Source organism: Enterovibrio paralichthyis (assembly GCF_019209835.1).
Taxonomy (GTDB): Bacteria; Pseudomonadota; Gammaproteobacteria; order Enterobacterales; family Vibrionaceae; genus Enterovibrio; species Enterovibrio paralichthyis.
Genome location: NZ_JAHUTS010000007.1, coordinates 30,011 through 56,489 on the forward strand (window position 1 = coordinate 30,011; position 26,479 = coordinate 56,489).

At 56.6% G+C, this 26,479-nt stretch carries 20 protein-coding genes; all 20 read right to left on the bottom strand.

From position 1 onward, the window contains the following. Nucleotide 1: 1 nt before the first annotated feature. The 20 genes from KU854_RS10385 to KU854_RS10480 all read right to left on the bottom strand — a co-directional run bounded on the left by KU854_RS10385 (nt 2) and on the right by KU854_RS10480 (nt 26,004). Nucleotides 2-2,128, bottom strand: coding sequence for an eCIS core domain-containing protein (locus tag KU854_RS10385; RefSeq protein ID WP_218358493.1), 2,127 nt, complete (start codon nt 2,126-2,128; stop codon nt 2-4). 12 nt (nt 2,129-2,140) lie between these two features. Continuing rightward, nucleotides 2,141-2,560, bottom strand: coding sequence for a hypothetical protein (locus KU854_RS10390; protein WP_218358494.1), 420 nt, complete (start codon nt 2,558-2,560; stop codon nt 2,141-2,143). 12 nt (nt 2,561-2,572) lie between these two features. Continuing rightward, nucleotides 2,573-5,902 carry a DUF6519 domain-containing protein gene (locus KU854_RS10395; protein WP_218358495.1) on the bottom strand — a complete coding sequence of 1,110 codons (3,330 nt, stop codon included), beginning with the start codon at nt 5,900-5,902 and terminating at the stop codon, nt 2,573-2,575. Between the two features lie 10 nt (nt 5,903-5,912). Beyond that, entirely contained in the window at nt 5,913-7,997 is a 2,085-nt protein-coding gene (locus KU854_RS10400) for a hypothetical protein (protein ID WP_218358496.1), read from the bottom strand. Continuing rightward, nucleotides 7,994-10,690, bottom strand: coding sequence for a putative baseplate assembly protein (locus KU854_RS10405; protein WP_218358497.1), 2,697 nt, complete (start codon nt 10,688-10,690; stop codon nt 7,994-7,996). Before KU854_RS10405 ends, KU854_RS10400 begins: the two co-directional genes overlap by 4 nt. Before the next feature lies 1 nt (nt 10,691). Beyond that, on the bottom strand, nt 10,692-13,223 hold the full coding sequence (locus KU854_RS10410; protein ID WP_218358498.1) for a baseplate J/gp47 family protein: 2,532 nt from the start codon (nt 13,221-13,223) through the stop codon (nt 10,692-10,694). Continuing rightward, entirely contained in the window at nt 13,220-13,585 is a 366-nt protein-coding gene (locus KU854_RS10415; protein WP_218358499.1) for a GPW/gp25 family protein, read from the bottom strand. Before KU854_RS10415 ends, KU854_RS10410 begins: the two co-directional genes overlap by 4 nt. A 9-nt stretch (nt 13,586-13,594) precedes the next feature. Continuing rightward, complete coding sequence (locus KU854_RS10420) at nt 13,595-13,918, bottom strand: hypothetical protein (RefSeq protein WP_218358500.1); 324 nt, start codon at nt 13,916-13,918, stop codon at nt 13,595-13,597. An 11-nt stretch (nt 13,919-13,929) separates the two neighbouring features. Continuing rightward, a complete protein-coding gene (locus KU854_RS10425) occupies nt 13,930-14,439 on the bottom strand; it encodes a phage baseplate assembly protein V (RefSeq protein WP_054778631.1) in 510 nt (169 codons plus the stop codon). Next, entirely contained in the window at nt 14,436-15,563 is a 1,128-nt protein-coding gene (locus KU854_RS10430) for a hypothetical protein (RefSeq protein WP_218358501.1), read from the bottom strand. The genes KU854_RS10425 and KU854_RS10430 overlap by 4 nt, the downstream gene beginning before the upstream one ends. Continuing rightward, nucleotides 15,563-15,907, bottom strand: a complete 345-nt coding sequence (locus tag KU854_RS10435) for a LysM domain-containing protein (protein WP_218358502.1) — start codon at nt 15,905-15,907, stop codon at nt 15,563-15,565. Before KU854_RS10435 ends, KU854_RS10430 begins: the two co-directional genes overlap by 1 nt. A gap of 30 nt (nt 15,908-15,937) precedes the next feature. Beyond that, a complete protein-coding gene (locus tag KU854_RS10440; protein ID WP_218358503.1) occupies nt 15,938-16,561 on the bottom strand; it encodes a CIS tube protein in 624 nt (207 codons plus the stop codon). Then, nucleotides 16,562-16,801, bottom strand: a complete 240-nt coding sequence (locus tag KU854_RS10445) for a hypothetical protein (RefSeq protein ID WP_218358504.1) — start codon at nt 16,799-16,801, stop codon at nt 16,562-16,564. A 9-nt stretch (nt 16,802-16,810) separates the two neighbouring features. Beyond that, nucleotides 16,811-18,469, bottom strand: coding sequence for an eCIS core domain-containing protein (locus KU854_RS10450; RefSeq protein ID WP_255555518.1), 1,659 nt, complete (start codon nt 18,467-18,469; stop codon nt 16,811-16,813). Further along, complete coding sequence (locus KU854_RS10455; protein ID WP_218358505.1) at nt 18,462-20,474, bottom strand: ATP-binding protein; 2,013 nt, start codon at nt 20,472-20,474, stop codon at nt 18,462-18,464. Before KU854_RS10455 ends, KU854_RS10450 begins: the two co-directional genes overlap by 8 nt. Beyond that, nucleotides 20,471-21,778: a Pvc16 family protein gene (locus KU854_RS10460; protein ID WP_218358506.1), complete on the bottom strand. Its 1,308-nt coding sequence runs from the start codon at nt 21,776-21,778 to the stop codon at nt 20,471-20,473. The genes KU854_RS10455 and KU854_RS10460 overlap by 4 nt, the downstream gene beginning before the upstream one ends. Next, on the bottom strand, nt 21,775-22,632 hold the full coding sequence (locus KU854_RS10465; protein WP_218358507.1) for a hypothetical protein: 858 nt from the start codon (nt 22,630-22,632) through the stop codon (nt 21,775-21,777). Before KU854_RS10465 ends, KU854_RS10460 begins: the two co-directional genes overlap by 4 nt. Nucleotides 22,633-22,642: 10 nt before the next feature. Beyond that, complete coding sequence (locus KU854_RS10470; RefSeq protein ID WP_218358508.1) at nt 22,643-23,443, bottom strand: hypothetical protein; 801 nt, start codon at nt 23,441-23,443, stop codon at nt 22,643-22,645. Between the two features lie 10 nt (nt 23,444-23,453). After that, entirely contained in the window at nt 23,454-23,981 is a 528-nt protein-coding gene (locus KU854_RS10475; protein WP_054778626.1) for a phage tail protein, read from the bottom strand. 76 nt (nt 23,982-24,057) lie between these two features. Then, complete coding sequence (locus KU854_RS10480) at nt 24,058-26,004, bottom strand: phage tail sheath family protein (protein WP_218358509.1); 1,947 nt, start codon at nt 26,002-26,004, stop codon at nt 24,058-24,060. Between the last annotated feature and the right edge of the window lie 475 nt (nt 26,005-26,479).

Genomic DNA, 26,479 nt, shown 5'->3' on the forward strand with positions numbered 1-26,479 from the left:
CTTAAGATTCAAACTGCAGGCTCCAACCACTTGAACTGCGTGTGGCGATAATTCGATATTGCCCAATAGGTTCCCTTGCCGCCTGCCCCACCATGATGGCCATAATGCTGCGCATGGATTCGCCCTGTTCACTCATCGGCGATTGCTCGGTAGCCATTTCAAAGCCCGGGCTGATCTCGGTAGCTGTGCGCTGAATGGTGAAGACAACACGGCGGTAGCCTTGGCGGTCGGCGCTTGAAAGCGTGCCGACAAAGATATCGACGGTGGTATCAATCTGGCCCTGTGGCACCGGCTGCGCCACAGGTGCGGCGGACGCATCTCCTGAATCGCCCGGGCGTCCCAAGGCTGCCCGCTCCTCTGGGGTGTGGTCTCCAAGATCCAGGAAAACGCGCAGCATGGTGGTGGTAATCGCCGGGATCACGCCCCCTGCGGCGACCATGGCTTCCTGTATGGCGGTGCCGCGAATGATGTTCGCCATACCCCCTTCCACCAGCCTTAACCCCGCGCCACTTGTCGCCATGTGATCCAACATGGTGATCGGCACCAGACGGCTCGCTACGCCGGATGGCAGCAAACGGGCAAGGGTCTCCGCGGACAATTCAGACGCTTCCAACAACGCCCCCTGGAGAATCCCGCAACTGGTTGGCCTACCCGTAAGCCAACGCACGATTGCCGGTGCGCTGTTTTGGACGATACCGGTGGCGCGCTCTATATCTACCGCGGCTTCACCGGCTTCAATCACCACATAGGCGTTCACCCTGCGGCCAAGGCTTTCCACAGCTTCTTGTCCGAGCACACGCGGCGCTTCGTGAAACAGCACCCTCAATGGCCCGCCATGGACGCGAACCAACTGACCCGCTGCATTTCTTGCGTACATCACTGCATGATTTAAGCCCCCTTCCGTCACCAGCAACATGGCACCGCGCTCCAACGCCTGCATCATTTCTGTTGTCGCCGCAGCGCGGGTCGCAAAAACTGCACCGCCTTCCCGGACAAAGCCTTCTGCAGCTTCCCTGGCGAGAGCCTCCGTGGCGATTTCACCCCCTTCCGTCACCACCAGACGTCCACCTTGTCTCGTTACCGCGGTTCTGACCAAGGCCGCCGGCGCGCGAATCAGCGCCCTCGCAGCAACGCCAGCCGAGCCAAGTGTCGCCATATCCAGCATCAAAAAGCCGACGCCGAGCACACGCTGGAAGTAGGTTTCTGCCTCGCGGATTTGTTGGATTGAGCCGTAGATGGGCACCAGTGTCCAAAGGCTTCGGGAGGCGTCTTCTTCACCTGCCGCATGTCGGGCACGGTTTTCTTCCGGACTGTCTGATGCCGCCCAGGTGATAAGGCCAGCCGCCAAACCAATGCCCGCCAGGATTAACCAAGGCGCGATTTGATGGATATCCCGGTCTACCGCTTGGCGGATGTCGTATCTCTGGCCGCGGAGCGCCGCATGGGTTGCCGCTTCTGCTTCACGCTCTGAGTGCCAATTGGGCTGGCTTATCTGGGGAACATGGGCGGCATTCCCGCCACCCAATCGTCCTTGCACAGCATGGGCGATTTCATGCCCCAATACGTGTTGTCCTGCCTTGCTGGTTAAATCAAGCCCACGATCAACCACAATGTGGTCACTGACGGTGAAAGCCACGGTATTGAGCGCTTTGAGTGCCCGTTGCCCGGCACCACTTCTGTGCAACCGGATCGGCGAAAGATCGTAACCATAAGAGTGTTCGAACGGCGTGCGCTGGGAAGGCGAGAGTGGCAGCCCGCCGGAAAATGGCGCGGCCGCAAGCGAAGCGGCCAATCCCGGCGAAACTTGCTGGGGTAACGCGGGGGGCGCTCTGTCGGCATTGGTTATGTTGCTTTTGGCTTCTTTGGCCGCATGCAGCAAGGAAAGCCCCAGCCCTCCGACAGAAGCAGCAACGGAGTGCGGCACTGAATTGGGCTGCGAAGGTGCGCCTGATGCAGAAGCAGTGAAACGCCGGATCACAGGTGCGATATCGCTTGTCCGGCTCATGCTCCCGCCGGGCAGTTCCCGCTTGATTTCAGCAGGTGCAGACGCACGCTTCAGGCTAAAGTTGGCACTTTCTGGTTTGCTGCCATTTTCAGCTTTCGGTGTCTGGGCGGCGAAGCTTGCCATACCAATCACACACTATTTTTTCGGTGTGCGGCGTTTAGGTGTCGTGGTTGCTGTTTTCCTTACATTGGCTTTTAACACCGTATCCACTTTCACATTCGGTTTTTTCGGTGTTGGTTTGGTCGGCGTCGGCTTATTAGGTTTGGTTGGCGTATCGTCGGTTTTTACTTCATCCCGCTCTTTCACCATCTCTTCAAAGCGCTCTATCTCTTTCACTTCACGCTGCGCGGCTTCTATCGCCGCATCCATCTTTTTGTTGTATGCCAGACGCTGTTTTTCCAGCTCGGCAATCCGGTTTTCCACACGGGATTTCTGCGCGGCCGCAGCCGCCCGGGTTGTCACCAATGGTTCTTTTACCGTATCCGGCCGCCCTGCTTTTTGCAGTTCGCTGATGAGCGACAGGTGTTTGGTCATTACTGTGCTTGCCTTTGCCATGATTCGCTCCTTTTACACCCTTGAATTAAATGAATTTTCCGGAACCGGGAATTCAACGTGGTTAATCACGCGTCCCGTGGTGATGTTGCCAATGTAAGGGCCATCCATGCCGCTGAAATCAAACGAAGGCAGGAAGCGGGTACCCGATTTCACCTGATTGCCCATGACGGTGGCTTCGCTGCCGGTGAGGATCACGGTGGCCCCGTTAGCGATTTCGTCACCGTTGCTGCCGACATGCTCAACAAAGTTATTACTGAAGAACACACGTTCGAAGCGCATTCGCACCATATCACTGATATTTCGCGACAACATTTCCACCAGGGTATCCGCTCCCCGCCCCAGGAACTTGTTGTTGGTGATTTGGGCAGAATAGCCAAGCAGCACGAAGGGACGGTCGCCAAATGCCACACTGATTTCGAGCAAACCCTGCAACATCAGGGCACGATCTTCGAGCAGCCGCACCCGGGTCAAGAGATCAGAGTAGGAAACCAGATTGCTTTCCACTCTTGCTTCCAGCACAAACAGCGCACCAATGCCCACCGTGCGCTGCGGGTTGATGACTTCATCGCGCCCGACGCCGGTATTGAGCACTTCGTTGGATTCAATGTGGCATTCACCGAGGTGGAACAGGCACATGATGGAGGAAGCGAAAATGCTCGCGCCCCGCGCACCCACATTGTTGAGCCGGTTGCCAATCAATGCGCCACGGGCAATACAGAGGAAGAGGAATATTCCGCCATGACTGCAATCGCTAACCTGGTTGTTGGTGATATCAACCCGTACGCAGCGCTCACAGGCAATAGCCGCGGCATCATCACGGATTTGGTTGGAGCTGATCTGCACGTCTTCACATTGGCTGGTAAAGACAGCCGCCGAGCAGGTCACCACGGTGTTGTTTTCAATGCTGACCAGTGAAGATTCAGAGACAGAGATAGCCACTTCTACCCCGCCGCCATCACCGGAAATGTCATTGTTGTCGATGCGAATACCTGCCACATCATCCGCCACCACGCCGCCAGCGCAGCCACGGATCCAGTTTTGTGCCACCGTAATGCCGCCACTAAAGACTTCAGCATCTTCGCCGACCAACACGCCGATTTGCTGCTCGAATTCTTCCTGCGATTCAATGCGGTTACGTTCCACCAGACTGCCCACGCCTCTGGCGACAATACCGATACAATCTTCCGCAGCCAGGGTGATCTGGTTTTCAGACACAGTCCCAAACGTACAGTTACTCTCGATGGCAATGGCATCCTGATCGCTCTGCATGCGCCCAAGGGCGATACGGTTGCCGACCACCTCGCTGTGGGAAGCGGTTGAAAACGGTGCGCCGAGCGGCTGGTTGTTCAAGGTCACACCGCGGACATACCCTGTGATGTTGTTATTGAGCACGCGCGCGCGTCCCGTCAGCTCCGCGACCGCTACACCAATCAGGCCGCTTTGTTGTTCGGCCTGCGCGTCGATGTCATTGCCCTCAACCAGCAAATCTTCGCCACCGTTATCCAACAAGACACCAATGGATGTACCTGCCAACCGGCAATGCATCACCCGCACACCTTCGCAGCCAAACAGTGCGACCGCAGCATTGATGCCGCCGCGTTGCTCACCTGCCGCCAACACCCGGCAATCTTCCACCAGGCTGTGCTGAACGTTTCGCAGCGTAATGACGCCTTCTGATTTCTCCGTACCTCCTTCAAGCTGAATGCCGATGGTGGAGATGTGGATACCTGAAAGGAGCCCGCCGTCGTCTGCAAATGCATCGATGGCTGCGCCGCCACTGAGGTTACGGATTTGCGCACCGTGGCTTTCACCGTGCAAGGTGACATTGGGGTATCGGATACGGAGTGGCCGGCGGATAGTGTGAATGCCGACTTTCAGACAGACACATCCACCAAATTCCGGCGAGAGACTGTCGAGCGCGGTCTGGATATCTTCGCCCGGCCTGACGACCACAGTACAACAGCCTGCGGTGCCAATCGGGTCGCGGCAGTCCTGAAAAATTGGCTCTACGAATTCGCCTTCTTCAACATCGACCACCGCCAGACGACAGAAGTGATGATGGAACGCCTGCGGCGGTGCTTCATTCAGTTCTTCAACAGAGCTGTCGGCATAGCGGGTAATAAAGCTCCAGTTATCGCCAACGTGGTAAAGACCTTCATCATCGAGGGTAATGGCGATCTCCACGCCGTCTTCCAGCGCGATAAACACCCCTTCCGGCGCCGGGATCAAACCGTCGCTGCCCGCCGCATCAAGATTGACGATTTCATTGCCGTCAGTATCCAGAACGATCCCCGACTGATCCCAGCGGCGCAGAATAGGATGGACACTTTGGTCGGCTGCCGTTGAAGCAGGCACCAGCATGATCTCGCCCGCTGCCAGCGGCGCTTCCAGCACAATGGTATTCGACGCATCGTCGACAGAGAGTACCCGCACCATGGTGCCTGGATTGCCTTCCAAAACACGGACATCATCGGTGATTTCTGCCCAGTCACCGGCGTTGAATCTCAGGTAATCGTCTTTCGCGACTTGCTCCAGTGTCAGGGTATTGTTGGCCGGTTGCGCCAGAATACGCCCCGCAAACGCGCCGTTAACCCGCGACCATTTGATCAGCGCGTCACCGTCTTCGTTAATATCGTGTATCGCCACCATGTAGGTGCGGTTTTCCAAGCCGCGGTAACCGCCTTCCGGCGGCAACAAACAGGGATCATCCACCGCTGATGCAGGGTTCGCCCGGCTGGTAAGACGCGCACCGGATGGAAGGGTAAATTCGAGCCAGTCATCAATGTCTTCATCTTCTGTGCTGCAGGTAACGCCGTCATCCACAGCAAAGAGTTTGACCTGCCAGACTGTCTGGATCCGCGCACTGGTATCCACGCCAATCGCGGGATCAATCAGTTCCGGCGCTTCCAAAAAGGTGACCGGGCGTTTCCAGACATCCAGAAACACCAGATAGCGGCCATCATCCAGTTCCAGCGGCTCAATAATGGGTAAAAAAGGTTGCGACTGGAACGTCAGGGGTTCGGTGCTGTTCAGCTCTTCAAGCGGCAAGTAAAAGCTGTGCTCACCCGCGCCGAAGTTTTCCGCCAGCAAGCCGTCAACATAGTAACGGCCAGGATGGATAAGCAGCTCGCCGCCGGATATTTCAATACGGAAGCTGTCTGGCAGATGAGCGGGATAGCCGCAAAAGCCCGCCAGATCGATGGTTTCTGCACGAAAACGGCGGTCAACAATCGCCGCGCCTTCGTTCAGGGGCGTGTCCGATACCACCCGCCCCTGCATTGACACCAGTTCGGAGTAATTATGGCGCGGGTCGAACGTTTTTCCGGAAATGTCTACAGCCATGAAATCCTCCTCAGGTCACGTAAATCAAGCCCGCATCAAGCCCGATGGGTAAAAACTCGTTAAGACGGAACAGCAAAGCATCGTGCCGCTGCGGTTGATAAAGATGGTGGTAAACGCCCATTTCGCTGCCACTGTCTGCACCGCGCCGGATTTCTGCGGGGGCGGAAAGCAGCAACTGCCCATACGCCGGGGTGCCATAACGCGACGAGGTATAGGCAGGCACCACTCTTGCCCGCACGCCACGCACTATATGTTCGCGGGCACTGTCGGTCAGCAGCGGGTTACGTGCTTCCTCAGCTTCCACCGCCTTTGCCGCCGCAAACTGGGGCTGGCAACGGTGTTGGCGCGGCACACGGGAATTGGGTGGAATGTAGGAGAAACGGGCGCAACCGGTCTGGCGCTGCAACGCCCAGACGGGCGATGTCCAGTCATCGGCTTCGGCGAGCGCCGCGTCCAAAATGGTATTGCTGATGAGCGGAAACGAACGGGCAGCAACCTTGCCGATCACCGTGGTTTCACACAGAGTCAACACGCCGCCATGACTGGTCTCATCCAGCGCCGAAAACGCAATACCGGTGCGGCTTGTAGCATCGACAATGCTGTCGGTGATGGCAACAGCCGAGCCTTCCACGGTGCGGATGCCGCCAATAATGGAGCGCTCTATCTCGACGGTGACATTGGGTATTTCAACTACCAGTGACGGCAACGTCGGTGAAACGGGCTCACCGTCGATGGTCAACGTCCTGCCCGGCACAAGCGTGACATGACGAAGCACAAGACGGCGAAGGTTGTTGTCGCCGGTATCCGGCACCACCAGCCGACCGCCGGAGATCACCAAGCCATCGAGCACGATCTCCGCTTCACTGCCCCCCACGAGCGTCATCTCGTCGCCATCCAAATCAATAAAGGCACGGTGTCCGTCAGCGGCGCGCAGAGAAAGGGTTCGGTCAGCGTTGACCAACACATCCGGCGCTTGGGTAAACCGGTGCGAAACACCGATTTGCGCGACACCGCCATTGACTATGTTATCCAGTGCCGCCTGAATGCTGTCCCCTTCGCCAATGTGCTCAGGCGCGGCAGACGAGACAATAAAACCTTCACGCCGCGAATAACTGCCACCGCCCATGTCGGCGCAGGCGCCATAGTGGAACGTCACTTCCACCCGGTCGGGCTCATCCAGCGATGCAGGAAGCGCCAGCCTGCCAAGCTCGGGGTCGACAGAGACACGGTCAATGGGCACGTGTGCCCACCCCGCCCCGCTGTCACTGAGGTTACAGATTTGGATTTGATCCGGTGTCAGCAAAATGCCGTCCAGGATGACAGTAAAAGCATGGGGGCAGAACAGCGGCAACCTGTCACCGGCGATACTGCGCCGAAGCAGCGGCACGGGCAGGTTTTCCTCCCGCGCCAGATGGTTGATATCCGGCTCCGGCAATGGCTGGTTGAACAGTGGCGTGTTAATCGCCAGCGGATTAAACAGATAACGGCGTGCAGCCACACGGTGCGCGAGTGTGATGGGCTGGCGATAATGGCGAAGCCGCCACAGGAATAGGCCGACATGGCGGAAATGATGCCGCCCTTCCCCCTGGCTTATCCGGCCGGTCGCCACGGTATAACTCGCCGTATCAAAGGCGGTATTCAACGCTTCGCTTTTGGCGGAGTCGCGCAGGTTCAGGGTGTAATGGTGCTCAGTTTGCGGCGCTGCCATATGTTCAGGCCGTGCCAACAGTTGGAAAAACTCCACTACCCGTGCAGGCCAGCGCGTGGTGTCTGTTGCCAGTTGTTCCAGCGCCAGAGCCACACCACGGCGGCGCGTGAGGGCAATTTGGTTGGCGGCGGCTGCACGTTGGCTGACGCCGGGGATCGCCGGGCCATAACGGTAGCCGACCAACTCACCAAGATAAGGCACCGCCCACTCGTCACAGGTATCGATAAACTGGTTGTCGTAAAGTCGGTCGATATCGTGTTGGACGATGGCGGCCTGCTCGGCAAGGATCGCCATTAACGCCTTGAGTGGAAATCCCTGCTCCTCATCACGGCGGCGATAAACCTCCGGCAGCAGGTTGAATAAGGTTTCAGGTGACACGCTGCTCATAAGCTCGCCTCCAGAAAATCCAAAGCACCGGGATGCAGGCTGAGAATCGACGCCCCGAGGGCATCGCCATCCACCACTTCCGCCATGGGCGCGGCAATACCATCATGCCTCGTGGGTGTCGCGCCGGTGTAGAGCCTTTCAACAATCACGGCGTCTACGCCACCGACAGTGTGCAGCAACGCGATGATTTCACTGGCAAACACTGGCTGGCCGAAATCCCGCGCCTCAAACGACAGGGCATCCCGCAGCACGGTTTCAGCCAACGCCAGCACTTCGTCTTCCAGATACAGGCTGTTGACCTGCAACTTCACGCCAAGGCGAAAATAGGTCTGGCGGAAGCTTCGCAGCACAAAGCGAGCAAAGGGGTCACCCGCCAGCACCAGGGCATCACTCAATGCATCGTAAAGTTTGGAGCCCTCCGGCACCTGCGCCCCTTCTTCGGCGGCAACAGTCAGCACCACCTGAGGCCCTCCTGCAAGATGGAGCCATTGGGAAGAAGCTTTGGCTATGCCGCCGTAAGCGCGGGCAAAATCGGCATAATCCGTCAGGGACACCACACGTCCCAATGTGCGGCAGGAAAGCGGCGCACTTTGGCGAATGGCATCGCGGCTTTCCGGATCTGCCCCGCCTTCCGCTGCCATCGGGTTTCTCACGCCTTGCAGCCCCAAAGGTTGCGACATCAAAAGGTTGAGTTGCCCTGCTTTTACCCGTCCCATTAAGCCCAGGGTTTTACGGTAGCTGGCACGGATATTCTGCTGTCCTTTGCCGGGCATCGCGCCCAACACACCATCACCAAATGTGACTTTGCTGAAACCTGCCTCATCCATTTTCAGGGTATACACCCGGTCTGTCGGGCTGGCTTCGAGGAAATTGGGTACCTGTTGCCAAAGGATGTTATTAACCCGCACTTCAAGCGTTGGTTTCACGCCGCTTTCGGTTTCTGCGGGCACAAAGGTTTGCGGTGCCTGCTTGGTGACAAAGGAAAGATGCGGTGTGGCACTGCCATCGCCCAGCACTTCCGCCACCGTTTCGCCTTGTGTCGCTTCGGCGACGTTGGCAGCGATGGTTAATGTTTGCGGTAAATAACGTGAGCCGATAGATTCGGTAAACGTCACCGTTGTCCCACCATTGGTTTGCAGGGCATGGCTGACAGATTGCAATGTGCGTTTCACTATCACCGGCTCTTCGCCCAGCCCTTCCACCAAACCAGAGAGGATCACGTTACGATCTGCCTCCAGACCGGGGAACCAGCCATTGAGCATTAGGGAAATACTCTCTGCATCTAACGGCTCGGTGATGGGCGGCTCTGCAAGGGTAATCCATTCGCTGGCACCGTAAGCTGTGGTGCCCCGGATGGAGAAATCACCAAAATGATTTTCGGTATTCAGCGTCAACTGGGTGCTTTTTCCGGTCACAGCAAAAAACGACGCGGAGGTTTCATTGGTATCCACCACTTGATAGCGGAACCAGCTGTCGCCATCGCGCAGCACCACTACACTTTCTTTACCGATGCTCGATACCGCCCGCTCAAGATAGACATGGTTAACGCCTGCGCTCATCAGGGTGAGCGTGCCTTCATCCGCCCAGGTCGCTTCTGTTGCTCCGGCATAGGGACCGGGTTCCAGCGCATTGACCACTACCCCATCTTCGTTTTCTGTGTAAATGGGCACATTCCCTGTCAGCGAATGGTGCAGACTCGCCAAAGGCGGTGCAGCGTTGCCGAATATGCCAGCAGAGGTGCGGAATACCTGAACCTGCCGCTCTGGACTGGCAATCTCGATAAAGGGCGAGAAGAAGGCTTTTTCAGCGATGGCATCTTGGATCAGCACTGCCTTAAGATCGTCCTCGGCCAGAATGCTGTCGAGATAAACACCGCTCCCGCCTGACATGGCCATCACCATGGTGCCTCCGCCTGCCGCCGGAGAAGAAGAAAGCGGCTCTGTCGCCAACGGCGAGATGGAAAGCCAGGTCAGATCTTTGCTGTCTGGGTCTTTCGCAATGTCAGCGAGCACTGGCGTGACTTCGTTGATGGTGGCAAACACCGGGGTGTCATCGTCAGCGACAAAGTAGACCGCATCGCCGGGTTTTAGGTTGAGATTGGTGCCCGGCAACGGCAGCAATGTGGTTTCTGTGGTCAGCGGGTGTGGCGCGGTGAGTTTGGGGCGAATCGCATTCCAGGCGGCTCGCGCGGTTAAATCGTCCAGGGTTTCAAACAACACCGGATCTTCATCCTGCCCCGGCGTGCTCTGCACTTTGGTGCCTGCCGGAATGGTCACCACTTCAGGAATGCCCTCACCTGCCGCAACCGTAAATGCCAGATCTGCCGACGCCGCAGCACCGGGATGCGGCGCATAGTCAATCAGCGCGGCCAACATATGCAGGGAGGCGGTTTCCTGCGCAGTGCGGACATAAGCTTCGTTGATCCACATTTCGTTGTAGAAGGTCAGCACATCACAGCTGGCCGACCAGGCATCAATCAGCGCCAGCGTAAAATCTTTGCTGTCGCGGGTGGTGAGTACACCCAATGCACCGTACTGGGCAGATGACAGTCTTGCCGACATACTGAGGTAGAAGTCGCGGTATTCCCCGGCACGGTATCCCACCCAAGGCAAACCCGCCGTATTGTTCGGCGCTTGGGGGGTGAGAATTTCCGTACCGCTGCACGCGCCACAATGGGTTTCATGATTCGACATATCAGCGCCCTCCGTCCATATCCAGCGCAAACACGCCATTGCCCGGGTGGCTGGCATCGTTGTCAACGCGGGCAATTTCGGTGCGTGCGAAGGTCAGTTTCCGCTCTGCCAGACCGCTGGTTCTCGCATCACCAAAGCGGCGGAACCGGGTCATTTTGGCAGCGATCACCCCTTCGACATTCTGCGCGGCAGCTATCCAGGGTGAAAGATGGAGCGTTTCACCAGCACGGAAGCGATCCGGATGTAAAAGCCCTAACGATCCATCCGGCAGTTGGCGGGCAGAAAACAGTTTGCTGAGCCGCTGACGCACATGACTTTTGGATGCATTCGGGGCTACACAGACATGTAAGGTGATTTCAAGCGGCACATAGACAGGCGAACTCACCGCCACATCATGGGCAGCGAGACGGAATTTCTCGTAATGGTCGCGAAGCTGGGTTCGCAGGGTTTGCGACACCTCAACCCGCCCTTCCGGATCCGGCAGGGCGAACGTGGTGATCCAGCTGCCGGTGTGGATATAGGCGCAACTGACATCCTGAATACCGGAAAAACGCCGCCCAAGGGTTTGATAGTCTTCCCGCGTGACTGCCCGCTCCTGCGTTTTGAACAGGAAAGGTGCCCGTTTACGGATCTGGGCGTTGGATTCACGGTTTCGCGCCCCTTCACCCGGTGTCACATTGCGCACTTCAGTCACGGATGGCATCACCATGGCAAGGTGATGCAGCTTATCTGCACCGATTTGTCCTTCGCTGCCGAGCCCCACCCGGTAGGTGGCTGAAAGCGTTGTGCCCGGCAACGGCCTTTTGCCAAATACGTTATCGCCAAACCGCAGTGAAGCGCGGCCATTGCGCTCAATTTCCGTGGTAAATACCGTGGCGGCGCTGTCCACCGCCAGCAGGTCACGCACGACGTTGTAAGGGTGAACTTCTACACCGTCATCGGCAGAAAGGGAAATACAGGCATTGCATTCAAACGGCTGTGGCGTGCGCAGCAAATCAACCGCAGGGGCGCCTGCGGGATACGTCGGCGCAAATGTCAGTGGCATATTCGCCAGTTCAGGATGATAGCGCGGCGTAATGGTTTCCGCCTGCTGCGGCTCACAGTGGTCATTGCAGGACGTCGACTTACGCTCCGGTTCAATGGTGCCTTTGCCCGGCGCCCAGCTCAGCCAAGGTTCAGGTACTGGCTCCAAGAGTTCTCCGGTCAGGGTATGACCGTGATCCACCAGTACCAGATTGCCCCGCGCGACAGAAACCGGGGAGATAAACTGCCTGCCCGCTTCGATTGCAGTTTCTGATGAAATGCAGACAGGAAAACGCAGTGCGTCGCTGTCATGCCAGCGAATATTCGTGATAAGTGCGGAATTGCCGGGCTCATCAGCCACCGGGTCGGTAAGGGGCTCACCATCACTGTTGAATGCGTGCACTTCCGTGAGTAACACAACCTGACGCTGGGACAGTTTCCGGTCTGCCGGGTTACCGGTTTTCGCACCGGTTATCTCCTCAAACACCAGATACATGCCCGCTGTCAGGTTAGGGAAGTGCCCATCCAGCGTCGCCATCACGGCGCCTTTCGCCAGGTGGCAACGTGCATCACTCCAGGTGTAAAACAGCATCCGGTTGTGGGCAGCATACAGGGCGGGCACATCAAAGCAGGTTTCATACACTGCGCTGCTTTTAGCCAGTAATTCATCATCGCGGGCAAAGGTGCGCGGCTGTTCGCTGATACGGGTGCAAACCGCCGTGCCTTTAGGGATCACAATAGTGTCCGGTGCCATGGGCAACACATCGGCAGAAACGGCAAAATGGCAAAAACAGCGGGCATTACAGCCTTCATCGACGGCGTAATCTACCAGCCGCGTCATCCGTTTCAGCGAAATCCGTGACCGCGCTTTATCCAGATAGGCTTCTGTGGTGGCGGTGTCCTGTTGATGGGCGTATTGGTCAGCCAGGTAGGCCAGCACTTCCACTAACGCCGTCGACATATCAGCGGGATGCCCTGCCCCAAATTCCGGCGACGCCAACGCCAACCTGTCCAGCATCATGCGCCTGAAGGAATAAAAATCCCGCGCGGTGTAATCAATTTCAGTGTCTGTGATTTGCGGATCCGGGCATTCGCAATCCGGCAAGCAGTCAAACGGCGATGGGCATTCGACTTTGAATGAAAAGGTAACGGAAGCGAGAGCGGGGTCGATTTCCGGTGGCGGTGCGGGGTTCAAGGGGCTGGTAACCAGATTGATGGTATAAGGCGAGAAGTCACCGGGGTGATCGACTTCAATACCAATCACGTTGGCCTGCCCGTTAACGCCCATCACCACATTGACGATTTGTACACTGTTGGGCCCTTCGAGGCGCAGGTTGTCTTCGGTGTAAACAAACGCACCGGGATCGTTGACCAGATAAAGATGGAGAAAACGCTGGCGATCGGCTTCCACTGGCGCTTCTTTATCGATGACTTCGATAAAGTCGATACCATTCAAGGCAGAGCCGCGCACCGCTTCACGGCGTCGCTGATCACAGCAAAAGTAAATCATGCCGCCCCCTCCCGCACAAAGCTGGCCTGACCGGGGTCACCGTCCGGCAAGACGAGATAAGCCACATCAATAAACAAAGCGCCGTTATCAAAATGTACCTCGACGTCAGTCAGCTCGATGTCCTGCGGCATCCAGGTTTGCAGCGAGGTAGCAATCAGGGTGCGGGTGTTTTCCACCAGCGACTCACTGACGCCCGCAAACAAAAGGCGGTGCAAACCACAGCCGAAAGTTGGCAACATCACCCGCTCGCCGGGCTCGGTAAACAGCACCTGTTCGATGCGGTCACGGATCACGTCAAACCTGTCCGTCGTCGCTGTGCGGCCTTGCGTATCGATGCGGTAGGGAAAATCAGGATAAGCCATATTTCCTCCTCAGGTCGCCAGCACTCGGGGCTGAACCACACTCGGGATCAGCGGTGTGCCCGTTGGGGTACACAAGGACTGACCGGTTTGCAGGGCGAACGGCTGCCCCAGCGACAACACACGCACAGAGCCTGTCATCCACTGCGCCGTCACACAGGGGCCATTGCCTGCCGTTGGCGGCGGCATAGAACAACCTGCGACCGCATACGGTGCGGTTTGCAGCACCGTCGGTTGACCGGACACCATCACCCGCGGATTCGGCACCGTGGGCGTTGCCTGTCCGCCGTGGGAACACATCACGGTGGCACCGACATGGAGAATTGCACCTGGCATACCTTGTCTCCCTACGTGATGGTCAGGGCGCCGTTATTAATATCCACCGTGGGGCCAACCAAGGTGATCTGAGCGCCCTTGCCGTCTGAAATAAAAATGCCCGCATCCGTGACCGACAGCGTCGCGCCGGTCGCGGTTTGCAGCGTGATCCCCCCCATGCCCATTGGCCCGCCAATATCGGAAATGACAATGCCGTGCTTGGCCATACTCTGGAGGGTGATGGACGAAATCGGTGCCAGCGCGGTTTGCGCCAACATGGGAATATCCGCGGGAGAGCCAGCAAAGCAGCCTGACCAGATGGGGTAATCAATGTCACCCTGCTCAAACTCTATCCAGACGCCCGCACCAATTGGCGGCACAGCGAAGATGCCGGAATTCAGCCCCAGCACGGGCAAACAGGGCATGCACCAAGTGCCGGGCACCATGCCAGAGACACTCGGTACGGTTGCCATGATCCGCCCCTGTTGCATGGGGTCGATATTACTCACGACGGTTCCACGGAATTTTCCATATAAACTCATGCGGGCACCTTGTTAACGGTCGACAGCAGACCGTTCCTGCTCAGTTCAAACTGTTGTGTCAATTCGCCTTCCTTGAAACTGGTCGTGACCGATTCCACATAGTGAATGCCGTTGAATGGCGCGCCTGCACCACGCACCGAAACCAGCCGCCGTGCCTTTAATAGCGAACCGTACGCCAGCACGTCCAGCGAGCCCGACATGGTCACGGCTTTCACCGCTGAACGCGCCGCTTTGGCAAGGCCAATCAGCGCGGCCTGAACCGGTGAATACTTGGCGGTTTCATACACGTTTTCTGTGTTCAAGGTGATTGGCGGCAGCAAACCCAAAGGGGGATTAAGCGGGTTAACGCTCGGCACCGGGATCGTCAGAGGCACCTTGGTCTGCGGATTCTGGATAGTGATAAGCGGAATAAACGCATTTTGCCCGTTGAAGGTGCCGGTCATACCGGACACATTGCGGTTGGCATCAAGATCGTCATTGAGCGGGCGCTGCACTTTGCCGATGCGCACATCCGGCCCCCAGTACGCTTCCGATACGCCGACAATGTCGGTGGGTTCGATATAAAACACATAGCCGACCCGCTCTGCGAGTGAGAGGATGTACGCCAGATCTTTGCCCTGCTGCGATGGAATGCGCTGGGTTGGCACAGGCACATCAATCAGCACGGATGGAATGACTTTAGGGATGAGGCCGAGGAAGGCATATTTCGCCAGGACCAGATTCACCCGCGCAAAGTCCGGCATGGCCGGGAAGCGCATAAAGCTGAAATCGAGATAATCCAATACACGGCTGAGATCTTCGCCGTTGAGCGTCATGCGCGATATACCCGGCGCACTGCCGGGGTTGATACTGTGTTCAGTGACAACACCGTCAATCAGTACATTCTGTTGGCCATTCATCTCCACCGCGATCACGGTGCGCACCATTGGGATCGGGTTATTGCTGGCGAGCATAAACACGGTGAGCAGCGGCGAATTGGTTTCCACTTCAAACACCAGCTGGAAGCCGGATTTTCCTTCGGTGACCGAGCGCACCTCGCAGGAAACGAATGCATTGATCACCGCTTTTGAAACCGGCACGGGGGCAACAGGCCCGATGTAGAGACTCATGACGATGTCTGACATCAACCCTCCTCACCGTCACTGCGGATAAAAATGCGCTGGCCGGGCGTGGCGACCAATTCAGCTGGCGTAAACACCAGATTGGTATCGGCTATCCGCCACCACAGGCTTGGGTCGGCGTAGTAGGCCGCGCCCAGTAAATCGAGCCTGTCCCCTTCACGAATCATTACCGATGGCGCCGTTCCTGACACAGCCGGTTGCGGCACAAAACGGCGACTGACGAACACCCGCTCGCGTCCGGTGGCATCGGTCATCACTTTTAACGGCGCACCCGCATAACGACTATTTGGCGTGAAATCCGCCGTTTCGTCCGTGTTACTGAGAAGAAATTGGGTTAAATCCGTCATCGTCTCCGCCTTTTTAAGCCTTTATGTGGGTTAAGCGTCCGGCACCGGTTTGATCACTTTGGCCGCCTGTTTTTCAAGCTCACCAAGGTAGTGCAGGAACAGGGATGAAGCAGGATGATCAAAGCCAAGATCATCAACCGACAACACTTGCAGCGTCATACTCACCTTGGCGCTGAGCGGATTGAGCTGGGCGCTGAAAAAATCTTCCGTCAGGGACATACTGCTGACTTTCACCGGCACCCGGCGGCGTAAACCCCAACTGAAAACCGGCAATGGCTGGATCATTGGCATGATGGTGAGCTTGCCCTCTTTGGCCAGAGCATCGTTGTCCAGCAGCTGTTTCTTACTCGGCGTGATAAGACTGCGAAGCGCGGCGATGTAATGGCCGATACCAAAATCCAGCGCATCCTGATCGCCCCGCTCCAACGCATCCGTGGCATCGAGGATCGCTTCAAAGCTGATGGTCTCTTTGGGCGGGCCATTCAGGCGCATTTGTTCATTCCGGGTATCCGATGAGCCCGGCGCTTTGATCTCAAACTGAGTGGTCAAGGTTTGCGGATTGATCATCAGCGGGATCGCATCCCGTGGCTCACCGCTCTGCGGATCCAACAGCACAATGCCTGCCCGCAAATAGTTGGGTTGGCTGGATAACATTTAGCCCTCCCTCCTGCCCGGCTGGCGGGTTCTCAGCGTTGTCATCAACTGCTCTGTCGATGCATGGATTGCCCGATCAGCGACCTGTCGCTGCACCAGCGCCGACACACCGTCCTGATACGGCCAGTTCGCCTGTACCGCTTGTTCTACCGCCCGATAGACCTGCTGGTAACTGGCATCTGCCGCAATGCTGACCTTCTCAATGTTCAAGGCCACGTTCATACTCGAACCCTTCTCCATAGCCACCTCCTAAGGCACCGCCAGATTGCCGGGAATTGTCCACCATAACGGTGGTGCCAGTGACGGAAGCATCCTTACGCCGCGGTAGATGAGATAGCCAAGCCCGACAGCTGCAGCCCCTGCCACGACCGGTTTAACCGCCGGACGCAAATCAGGCATCTCTGGCAATTCTGGCATTTCCCAAGGCTCAGACTGCGGCTCGACCGGTCTTGGCGCAGGACGGGGAGCAGGCCTTGGCACCGGGACAGGGGTCGGCGTTGGCACCACTCTGGGCACGGTGCGCGGCAATAAAACAGGCACAGGCAAACGCACCCGGATCCTGACCCTGCGCGGTACCCGTCTTCTCCGCGTGTTGCGGCAACGGTAGTAATACACGCCATTTGACGCTGCGCCGCCCAAAGCAGGCCAGACATCAATGTTCTGCAGTGGGTTGGCAACAAAAGGCATGGTTGGGAATGCATACGACCACATGGTGGTCGCTGGGCCAATGATGGCTTGGTAATTGGCGATATCGCGGTTCAGCTGCGCTTCGGCATCCGCTTGACGGCCATTAAGCCAAGACGCTGGTTTGATCTCGCCGACCTCATCAATAAATGGTCCTGCTGTATATTGCTTCACCATGTCAGGACGGGTAGAACCAGGGATTTGGAACCCCGGATGTCCGCCACCCAGACAAGGCGTAGACGGCGAAATTGCCTGATGCAACAGGCCACAGAACCCACCGATTTGACGGTGTGCCACGACCCCGATTTGTCCCATGGTCATGGTAGGTACTTGACACCCTGCGACAACGGCGCGCTGGATAATTGGAAGGCGTTTGCTGCGTGAAACCCCATCAAGCAATTTGGCTTGTGGAAACGGGGCGGGAGCGGCAGGTTGCCCACTGTTGTCGCCAAACGATTCCACCGCCGATTCCGGGATGAGATACAGCTTCTGATCGGCGGTTTCCAGTGATTGCATATCGGTAAAGAGATCTTCGACCTCACTTTCTTCCATCATTTCGCCGAGAAAATCGAGATCGTGTGTGGGTTCATCCAGACCCACAGCTTCGGCGGACTCCTCCGCCCCCATCCTTTGTGGAAACCGTCCAATCGCACCTTGTGGCGACGACACTTCGAAGCGTTCACCGGCGGCAAACGCATCGCCACCGCGATCGGCTTCCTGCTCATAGGTGTCGCCTTCACCGTGAAGCTTTGAAAACGCCAGCCCGCGGCGTTGTTGCACAACGTGGGTGAGTTCATGGCCTATCAAGCGCAGCCCTTCCGGCGTATCTGGGCGGTAAAATCCGGCACCGAAATAGACATCTCTACCCGCCGTAAAGGCTTTGGCCTGAAGCAAACGGGTGTAATGCTGCGCCCTGCCGCCGGTGTAAAACTGCACATCCGGCAAAGCCTGACCGAACGTTTCCCTTGCGCGCTGACGAAGGGACTCCGGCATGTCACCGTCCGGCGCAATGGCACTGCCCGACGATGAAGGTTTGGTCAAAATGGGGCTTTGGGCAGCCAGTGCCGCTTTCGCTGCACACGCGGGACAAGGTGTACTGGTTGCAGGCGCGTGGTCGCAAGCACATTTTCGCTGAATGACACCCTGGGGCCTGTCTGCGTTGGGTGCCGAATCTTTCACAACAGCCGGTTTTTTGGCAACGGGCGCCATCACGCATTCAGACATAATCCAGATCCCCCGATTTAATAGGACGATCCAGTTTCTGCATTTCCACCGCAGCCGCTTCCATCACAGCGCGCATGGAAACCGATTCCCCCTGTTGCGCTGATAAAAATGCAGCATTCAGCGCCACGTTGTGAATGCTGCCGCCAGTCAGGTTAAGTTTGGCGAGACGCGCTGGATTCATGTCTTCCGACAGCGGGGTTTGTTCAGGGAAAACCGTGCGCCAGATGCGCTCGCGCTCGGCAGGCCCCGGGAAAGGGAAATCAATCACAAAACGCAGGCGGCGCAGAAAGGCTTTGTCGACTGCCGATTTCAGGTTGGTCGCCAAAATCGCCACGCCGTTGTACATCTCAATACGCTGAAGCAAATCATCAATACCGATGTTGGCAAATCTGTCGTTGCTGTTACGCACTTCGCCGCGCTTACCGAACAGAGCATCAGCTTCGTCGAAAAACAGCATGGCCCCGCAACGCTCTGCAGCTTGAAATAACTCCCGCAGCCGTTTTTCCGTTTCGCCGATGTATTTGCTGATAACACTGGCGAGGTCAATGCGGTATAAGTCGAGGTTCAACGCATTAGCAATCACTTCCGCCGCCATGGTTTTCCCCGTACCGCTTTCACCGGCAAACATGGCGCTTATTCCCAGCCCACGGCTCATGCGCTCGCGAAATCCCCACTGCTGGTAAACCCGGTTACGAAGCTCGACCTGGGCGGTAAGTTGCTTGAGAAGCTTGGTCTGGGCTTCAGGTAACACCAGGGTATCCCAGTTGGCTTTGCATTCGATTCTGCTCGCCAGTTTTGAAAGCTCGGCCGAGGCACGGCGCTGACAGATACGCCAGATTGCCTTTGAAAAATCCGTCTCACTGGCGCTACTTTCTGACAGTGCAATGCGGGTGAACTGGCTGATTTCCTGCTCGCTGAGGGCAAATTGCTCGGCAAGGCGGGACGACAAAAGGGAGTCTGAAGATAAGTGCGTTTGCCAGAGCGACCGCTGCTCATCCACCGTGGGTCGGGAAACCAACAGCGGCAGGCTGTCTGCACTGACACCGATAGGCGCATGCCCTGCATCCACCAGCGTTAATCCGCCAATGCGGGAAACAAACTGTTTTAGAGCGGGCGATCTTGCGCCGTCGTTGCTGGCATCAATCAACAGCAACAAGGGCGTCAGGCTGGATTCGCGCAGCCAGAGCCTGGCGAGTGCATCCAGATCCGCTGCATGGCTGGGGATGGATGCCAAGTTTATTCGCTGTAAATCAAGGTTCAAACGCTGGGCGATGGCGGTTGCCATCAAGGTTTTCGCTTCGGTATCGTCACCATACAGCTCAATCGATACCGCGCTGCCATGGGTCTGGTTCAGGTAGTTGATGGCGGTTTGCAGCTGTTTTTGTTGCGAAGGCATCAGGGAAGATGAGAAATCCGCTTTAGGCGGCTCCAATAGAACACTTAGCCGCTCGTCGATATAGTTCAGTCCACGGACGTAATTCAGCACCCGCTCGTCGATAACCAGACGGGCATCACCATTCCCCGCTGGCTGCCACTCCACCAGCAACCAGTATCGAAGCGGCGCATGAGGAGAAAAAACGCTCCAATCCACCTCAGGAAAACAGGCCAATGCCAGAGACATGGTCGGCGTTTCGCCATGGGCAATGCCCACCAGCTCCCCACATTTTTGCGCCACACGGGCGTCCACCGCCGTCGCTATCGATAACGCTAACACCGCCTGATCGCCCTTTGACAGCCGGTACTGCCGCGAGATAAGGGCAAACGCCGTTGGCGGTTGAATATCTGGTGATTGCGGAATGGGATGCTGGGTTTCATTACTTTCCAGCCGGCTCAACACCCAGGCCGAAAGCGCCATCAAATGCGCATTGTTTTCCGTCTGCCAACGCGCCATTGCCTCATTTTGGGCCTCGCTTTGAGTCGCGCTTTGGGCGTCATAAGCGGAATCACCCTGCGCCTGTCCTTTGCGGCCGTTCACTGCATGTAAGGGTTGGATGGATTCTGTCATGGCACCACCACTACCTGCGTTGGATCGTACACTGGCGGCCTTGGTGCGAAATCAGGCGCAATAGGTGGCCTGTCACGCAGGATAAACCAGCTGTCGACACCGTCTACACGCAGCCTGACCGGATAATTCCCCGCGTCAATCGGCCCGAATACAAACACCAGGGTGTCTGTCACTGCAGTGACTGTCTCTGCCTGCGCGCCTTCGCTGCCAAGCCACAGGCTTGCCTGCTGGCCGGGGTGACAATGTGGGCTGACACGGACGGTGACTGTCACCGTGGAACCTGCGCGGTTTACGCTTTGTGGCGGCAAGGTCATCACGGGGGCGATTTGTACTGATAAGCGATTCGAATCCTGTGGCCGCCCTGCGTCATCAGCCGTAAAGTGAATGGAATAGACGCCGGATGCCCAGGTTGCCGGTGCGTTAGGTACTGGCACCGATTGTGTCCGCGCGCTGCCGCCAGCAGCTGCATTCACTGTGTGGGTGATTGGCAAGGCAACGTGCTCAAAGGTAAAGCGCGGATTGGTGCCGTCCAGCGACATCCCTTCCACATCGAAGATATCACCCAATCGGGCGCTCGATTGCAATGCGGGCGGAATGATGCGCTGCAGCATTGGCAGTGGCGGGATCAGGCTTGGGGTGACATCTGCGCCGCGGTTGTCACTGCCGATAGTCAGTACCGGCAGTGCTTCGCGGGTAGCAAGTTCTGCCTGGATCAACACGGTCGAGACACGGATAGCCGCACAGGGGCGGTAATGGCTTTGCAGCGCACTCCAGAGCGACGCCATTTCTGACACCGGCATAAAATGGGGTGCGATGCGCAGTGCTTCGGCCTGATCCGCCAGTCCGGTATCTGCCAGCGCTTGCAACAGTGGCGGCAAACCGGCCGCAATCGCAGGCGATGGGTTCAACGCAGTTTGGATCTCCGCGCGGGTAAAACCGGGGTGTTCGTGCAGGATCTGCATGGCATAACCCAAAAGTACGTCGTTATGCAGATCCGCGGTACTGTAGGCACAGACCAGATAATACAAATCAAGCGGCAGCGGCGTGTTGTTGACCCGCATCCCTTCCCTGTCGCGGGTTGGCAGGCAAGAATTTGACCACGCGCCATTCACATCGGTGTGATAGAGAAATACGTTCAGCGCAGGGCCGCTGTCTTCTTCACGCGCCAGCATCACATCCGGAGCTAGTGCATGCACGGTGACATTGGTGTTCACCAGCGCACCGACATCATGATCCACCAATCCATCGTTCAACAAATCACGAAGCAATTGGGTGACACCGGCAATGGCAAGGGCGCTGCTCATCGTTTACCCTCCCGCTCACTCAGGTATTGCGACAGGGATTTCGGCGGCTGCCAGCTTGGTTTTTCTTTCACCGGCGCTGCGGGCGGCACAATGTTCACTTCGCGGATAGTGACAGAAACGGAGACATCATGGTTTGCATGCGGCGTCTGCCCTTCACTCTGTTTCCGCATTGACGCAGCGGAGGTTGGATTGGGTCGAGGCTCTGAAACCGGCTGTTGGCTGAAAATGGAGGCAGCCACTTCGCGAGTAAAATCACGGCGTTTGGCAGGACTGCCAACGGGCGGAAACTTTTCTTCCGGCGGATTAGGGCCTGAATACGCCGTTGGCGTCTCAGGATCCCTTACGTAGTCTGCGTGTCGGGGAGTGACTTCCCCACCAAAATCCGCAGTTGAATGATCTGCAGCTGACAAATGCAATGCTTCCAGGTTCTCCGGAGAATTCAGGGAAGAATCGCTGCTCGGTACCGTCTTTGGATCAGTTTTCGATAAGCCATGCCGTGACGCGCTCGCGGTTTGCTGGAAATGGGCAGTATTTGAAGCGCTGTGGTCGGTCAGTTGAGCATCATCAGCCGGTTTTGCAGGTTGGGGAGCGGCTTCATGGCTCGTGACCTGCAGCCTTCTTGCAGGTGACGAAGGGTTCGGCGTGTCGGTCAGTGAATCACTGCCCATTTCACCTTGGACTCCGTCAGTACCACCTATATTATTTGAGACACCCTCATATGTGACACTGTCACTACCAGTGTAAGAAAAACCCTGTTTGGTTGTTGGTGAGTGGGCATAGTACGAGCGCACAACAGGCTTGAGTGTCTGTTGTCCATGCAGGTTACGTTGAAGGAACTGCCTCAACTGACTCATACCCCAACCCTCACATTTCGGTAACCATTGCCACGTGACGACGGCGTCTTGCCGGCGACATGGCAAGAATGTCATGGCTCGACCAACCGTATGCAGACGCCAGAATGTGCACATCCCAGAACTGCTGCTCTACGTCTGCTGTCAGCCTTGCCCAATATTGACTGGCGATATCAAACTGGTGCGCCGTTTCTGCGCCGCAATCCGGGCAACGGGCATTGAGGGACACGATGGAAAGTGGCTCAATCGCCAAAAGTTGCGCTTCGATGTCATCAAAAAGCCCTTGCCAATCCCCTCCCGTTTCCAACGATGCAGCCACATCGCTAAAAGCAGAAGGTTCAATCACGCATTCAGCAAACGTCATCAAAGGTTCCCCGCTTTGCGCCACAAGGCGTAAATCACCAACGCTCGGCAACCGCATTTGGCAAGGAACATTCATTAGGGACACCGGCTGATAACCCGGTTCGTAGGCATCGCTTTCAATCTCAGTGGATGAAACCTGCGCGGCACTTAAGGCCTCAGAACAACTTGCCAAGACATCAGACACTGAAAACATCAGTTGCTGCTTGGTGTCACACGCGGCGCATTGCCCTTCCACATCCAGCTGTTCACCAAACTGTTGCTGAAACGCATGGAGCAGAAAATGGTCGCGCCCTGCGAGTGTCCACGCCGTCACATCTACACCGTGGTTCGCTGCCGAGGAGACGTAAGCGTGAAGCATGGCTTCACATCGCGCATAGACGGGTGCTTCCGCTCCGGCTTCCCAGAGCGCAAGACGTTGATTGTCGTTTAACGGCGCGAACGAAACCCGCATGACAGCTTACTCACTGCTCAGGATGGACAAAGCTAGGTTCTTTCGGCGGCGATACGCTAAGTTGCTCCCATCCCTCATTTTCCATCTTGATTGACTGGATCATGAAAGACGAACTGGTGGCATCCAGCGCCGGGATGGGCTTGTACTCCGACACCCAACAACGGTAAACGGCGTAACTCAGTACCTTCTGTCCCGCTTCATTAAGCACATCGATAATGATGTTCTTGCGAAAATCCGCCAGCGAGACTTCCCCACCCAGCTGAGTACCAATCCGCCACACTTTGTTTGCCCATTGCTCAAATTGCAGGTTTTCGGTGACGCCGCGTTCCAGCGTGATGGCTTCGAATTTCACCTGACCAGGCGACTTACGGGTATGGGAGGGATCCCCTCCTGAACGGTATTCGTTCACTTCGACCGATTTACTAAGGCCAGAGACTTTCTGCACGGCGGCGAGGACGTCTCCACCCTCTTCTTTGACGATGAATTTATAGCCCGGATAAGGCACAACCCGCTGTCCGTTTACGTTTAGCTGAGACATCGTGCTTCCTCACTGTGATTCATTGATTGGCGATGTCAGTTCAAAAAGACTGACCGCGACCTAAAGTCAACAGACTCTAGCTACCGCTGTTATTCATCAACTGCAGACTAACCACCACAAACTCAGCCGGTTTCAGCGGCGCAAAGCCAACCTGCACATTGACGATACCGGCATCGATATCTGCTTGGGTGGTGGTTTCGCCGTCACATTTGACCCTGAAAGCCTGATCGGGAGAGCTGCCCTGAAAGGCACCTTGACGGAAGAGGCTCTGCATAAAATTGGTCACTGCCAAGGTAATTTCCGCCCAGAGATCTTCATCGTTCGGACGGAACACCGACCATTGCAAACCACGGAACAAAGACTCTTCTATGAACAAGGCCGTGCGGCGAACCGGAATATAGGCCCACTCTGACGCCAACTCGTTCGCCCCCCGAAGGGTTCGGGCACCCCAGGCAATATTGCCGCTGATGCCGCCGTTTCTCAGGCAATTAAGCCCAATCGGGTTGAGCTGGCCGATCTCATTGTTGGTCATGGTGTGGTTAAAACTGATGACATTACGAAGGCTGGCGGTGATGCCCGCTGCGGCAGTCCATACCCCTTCGTCACCGTCTTTGCGTGCCATTAATCCTGCAATGGTGCCGCTTGGGGCGATAGTGCGCAGACGGTTGTCATTTTGCGGATCAGGAATTTGAACACTGGGGTAAAACGCTGCCGTGTTACGGTGGCGCAACCCTGCTCCGGCGGCTTCATCCAACCAGGCAATGGCTTCTTCTGTGCTGTTGGCGTCCGGTGGCGGGTCAATCAAAAGGAAAGCACGTTGCTCCTCGCAATAGGAAATGGCGGGGCTCATTACGCTGGAAAGATTGGCGACCGACCCCAGGCCTGATGCTTCCGGGATCACCAGCAAGTTGAACAAATCAACGTCTTCGAGCGCATAGATACCGGTGCGCAGGTTGCGATTACCGCGAAGCTGCGCAGCGGTTGGCGCGGCGCCATTGGCTCCGGCTGTCGCCGCGCTCTGGAACCCGGCGGGGGCGGCGGTGTTCATGGCGTACTGTTGTACGTTGGCCTCACCACTGCCTGCCAGACCGGTAACCGCACCAAAATCCCCTGCGGTATCAGCAATGCTAACGACTTGCCCAGCACGGTAATCGGTACTGTTTCGCCCTGTGTAGATGGCGATACGATCGCCTCTGGCGACCACCTGGCACTGTGCCCACAACGGATCGGCGGGTTGGGTATCACGAATGGCGTTTTGCAGCATCAGCGCCGCTTCCGCGATGGTCGTCGGCTTGGTCGTTGCGTCGAGCGCCACAGAAAGCGTTGTGCCATTGCCCAAATCAATATCCATGGCGTTGTTGTCCGCCATGCCTGCATAGTTTGCGATCGTTTGCACGCCTGAGTAGTAACCGGTTGGGGCGGGCATGCTGTTGCCCACAGTGCCTTTGCTGATAAAAACCATCTGCGAATCGTCGTTTACAACTGAGACGACGTATCTCGAATGGGTTTCAACCATAGAAACATTGCGATAGACCTCGCTCCGCACAGGCACTTCAAGGCCATCGACATGATTGATCTCAGTGACGGAAAGATTGAAAAGATTGGCGGGATCAGAGGTCAGGTAGTCAATGTCGACGCGGATATGGTTGTTCCAGCTACCGGGGTCATCCACTTGTTGATCCTGGAATTGGCGGCCAGCATCAAATACCAGCGAGGCTGCACCGTCCCAGCTTTCCACTTCCATGCTGCCGGTAGTACCACCTCCGACACGGATAGCGATCGCTTCACCGCCACCATTGGCATAAAACTGTGAGACGGCGTAGCTGGTTTCGCTGTTGCGTTCCACGCCACCCATATGTTTCTCAAAATCGCCGACGTGGAACATGCGCACTGGCGTATCTAATGGGCCGCGGGAAAAGTTGCCGACAAACGCGGCGATTGACGTGGCGACACCACTGATAGACCGTGCGCCGCTGGGAATCTCCTGAATGTAGACGCCGGGATAAGTCAATGCGACTGGCATGGGTAACCTCCTCAAACCAAGACAATTTGCTCTTTCATACAGGCGTTGGAAAGCGGCACGTTGTTCTGGCTGAGTCCCTTGACGACTTATCTACTACTACAACAGACAGAGTATCGGTGCTGCAATACACAAGGGAGAATGGCTAAGAATTGTCCAGAAATGTGTCCCAAGAATAAGAGAAGCGAGGTGTTACACTGGATGCATATACGCAAGATTCATCGAGATAAAAGACAGAATTCAAGGCATTAAAGCGAATGTAAACCTTTTTAGGCACGAGCGTTCTATTTTCAGAAAAAATAATTTAAGCGAGAACATGCGTATAGATAGTAAGGCTGGCTGATTGAAATCCCAGACATGAATGTCAGGCTTTCGCGTGTTGCTTTGTTGCTCATAGCGGAAAGTTGCCATGACAGAAGCTGCGAATTTATGGATGGGAACTGCCTTGCTAAACAAGCGGTTTCAGATATTCGTTGCC

Excerpts from the sequence above, each read along its gene's own strand:
- KU854_RS10460 (WP_218358506.1), bottom strand. The coding sequence starts at position 21,778 with ATGAGCAGCGCCCTTGCCATTGCCGGTGTCACCCAATTGCTTCGTGAT.
- KU854_RS10435 (WP_218358502.1), bottom strand. The coding sequence starts at position 15,907 with ATGACGGATTTAACCCAATTTCTTCTCAGTAACACGGACGAAACGGCG.
- KU854_RS10415 (WP_218358499.1), bottom strand. The coding sequence starts at position 13,585 with ATGGCTTATCCTGATTTTCCCTACCGCATCGATACGCAAGGCCGCACA.
- KU854_RS10430 (WP_218358501.1), bottom strand. The coding sequence starts at position 15,563 with ATGTCAGACATCGTCATGAGTCTCTACATCGGGCCTGTTGCCCCCGTG.
- KU854_RS10400 (WP_218358496.1), bottom strand. The coding sequence starts at position 7,997 with ATGAGCAGCGTGTCACCTGAAACCTTATTCAACCTGCTGCCGGAGGTT.
- KU854_RS10440 (WP_218358503.1), bottom strand. The coding sequence starts at position 16,561 with ATGTTATCCAGCCAACCCAACTATTTGCGGGCAGGCATTGTGCTGTTG.
- KU854_RS10425 (WP_054778631.1), bottom strand. The coding sequence starts at position 14,439 with ATGAGTTTATATGGAAAATTCCGTGGAACCGTCGTGAGTAATATCGAC.
- KU854_RS10470 (WP_218358508.1), bottom strand. The coding sequence starts at position 23,443 with ATGCGGGTTTCGTTCGCGCCGTTAAACGACAATCAACGTCTTGCGCTC.
- KU854_RS10480 (WP_218358509.1), bottom strand. The coding sequence starts at position 26,004 with ATGCCAGTCGCATTGACTTATCCCGGCGTCTACATTCAGGAGATTCCC.
- KU854_RS10385 (WP_218358493.1), bottom strand. The coding sequence starts at position 2,128 with ATGGCAAGCTTCGCCGCCCAGACACCGAAAGCTGAAAATGGCAGCAAA.
- KU854_RS10420 (WP_218358500.1), bottom strand. The coding sequence starts at position 13,918 with ATGCCAGGTGCAATTCTCCATGTCGGTGCCACCGTGATGTGTTCCCAC.
- KU854_RS10450 (WP_255555518.1), bottom strand. The coding sequence starts at position 18,469 with ATGTCTGAATGCGTGATGGCGCCCGTTGCCAAAAAACCGGCTGTTGTG.
- KU854_RS10405 (WP_218358497.1), bottom strand. The coding sequence starts at position 10,690 with ATGTCGAATCATGAAACCCATTGTGGCGCGTGCAGCGGTACGGAAATT.
- KU854_RS10455 (WP_218358505.1), bottom strand. The coding sequence starts at position 20,474 with ATGACAGAATCCATCCAACCCTTACATGCAGTGAACGGCCGCAAAGGA.
- KU854_RS10395 (WP_218358495.1), bottom strand. The coding sequence starts at position 5,902 with ATGGCTGTAGACATTTCCGGAAAAACGTTCGACCCGCGCCATAATTAC.
- KU854_RS10465 (WP_218358507.1), bottom strand. The coding sequence starts at position 22,632 with ATGAGTCAGTTGAGGCAGTTCCTTCAACGTAACCTGCATGGACAACAG.
- KU854_RS10410 (WP_218358498.1), bottom strand. The coding sequence starts at position 13,223 with ATGATTTACTTTTGCTGTGATCAGCGACGCCGTGAAGCGGTGCGCGGC.
- KU854_RS10390 (WP_218358494.1), bottom strand. The coding sequence starts at position 2,560 with ATGGCAAAGGCAAGCACAGTAATGACCAAACACCTGTCGCTCATCAGC.
- KU854_RS10445 (WP_218358504.1), bottom strand. The coding sequence starts at position 16,801 with ATGGAGAAGGGTTCGAGTATGAACGTGGCCTTGAACATTGAGAAGGTC.
- KU854_RS10475 (WP_054778626.1), bottom strand. The coding sequence starts at position 23,981 with ATGTCTCAGCTAAACGTAAACGGACAGCGGGTTGTGCCTTATCCGGGC.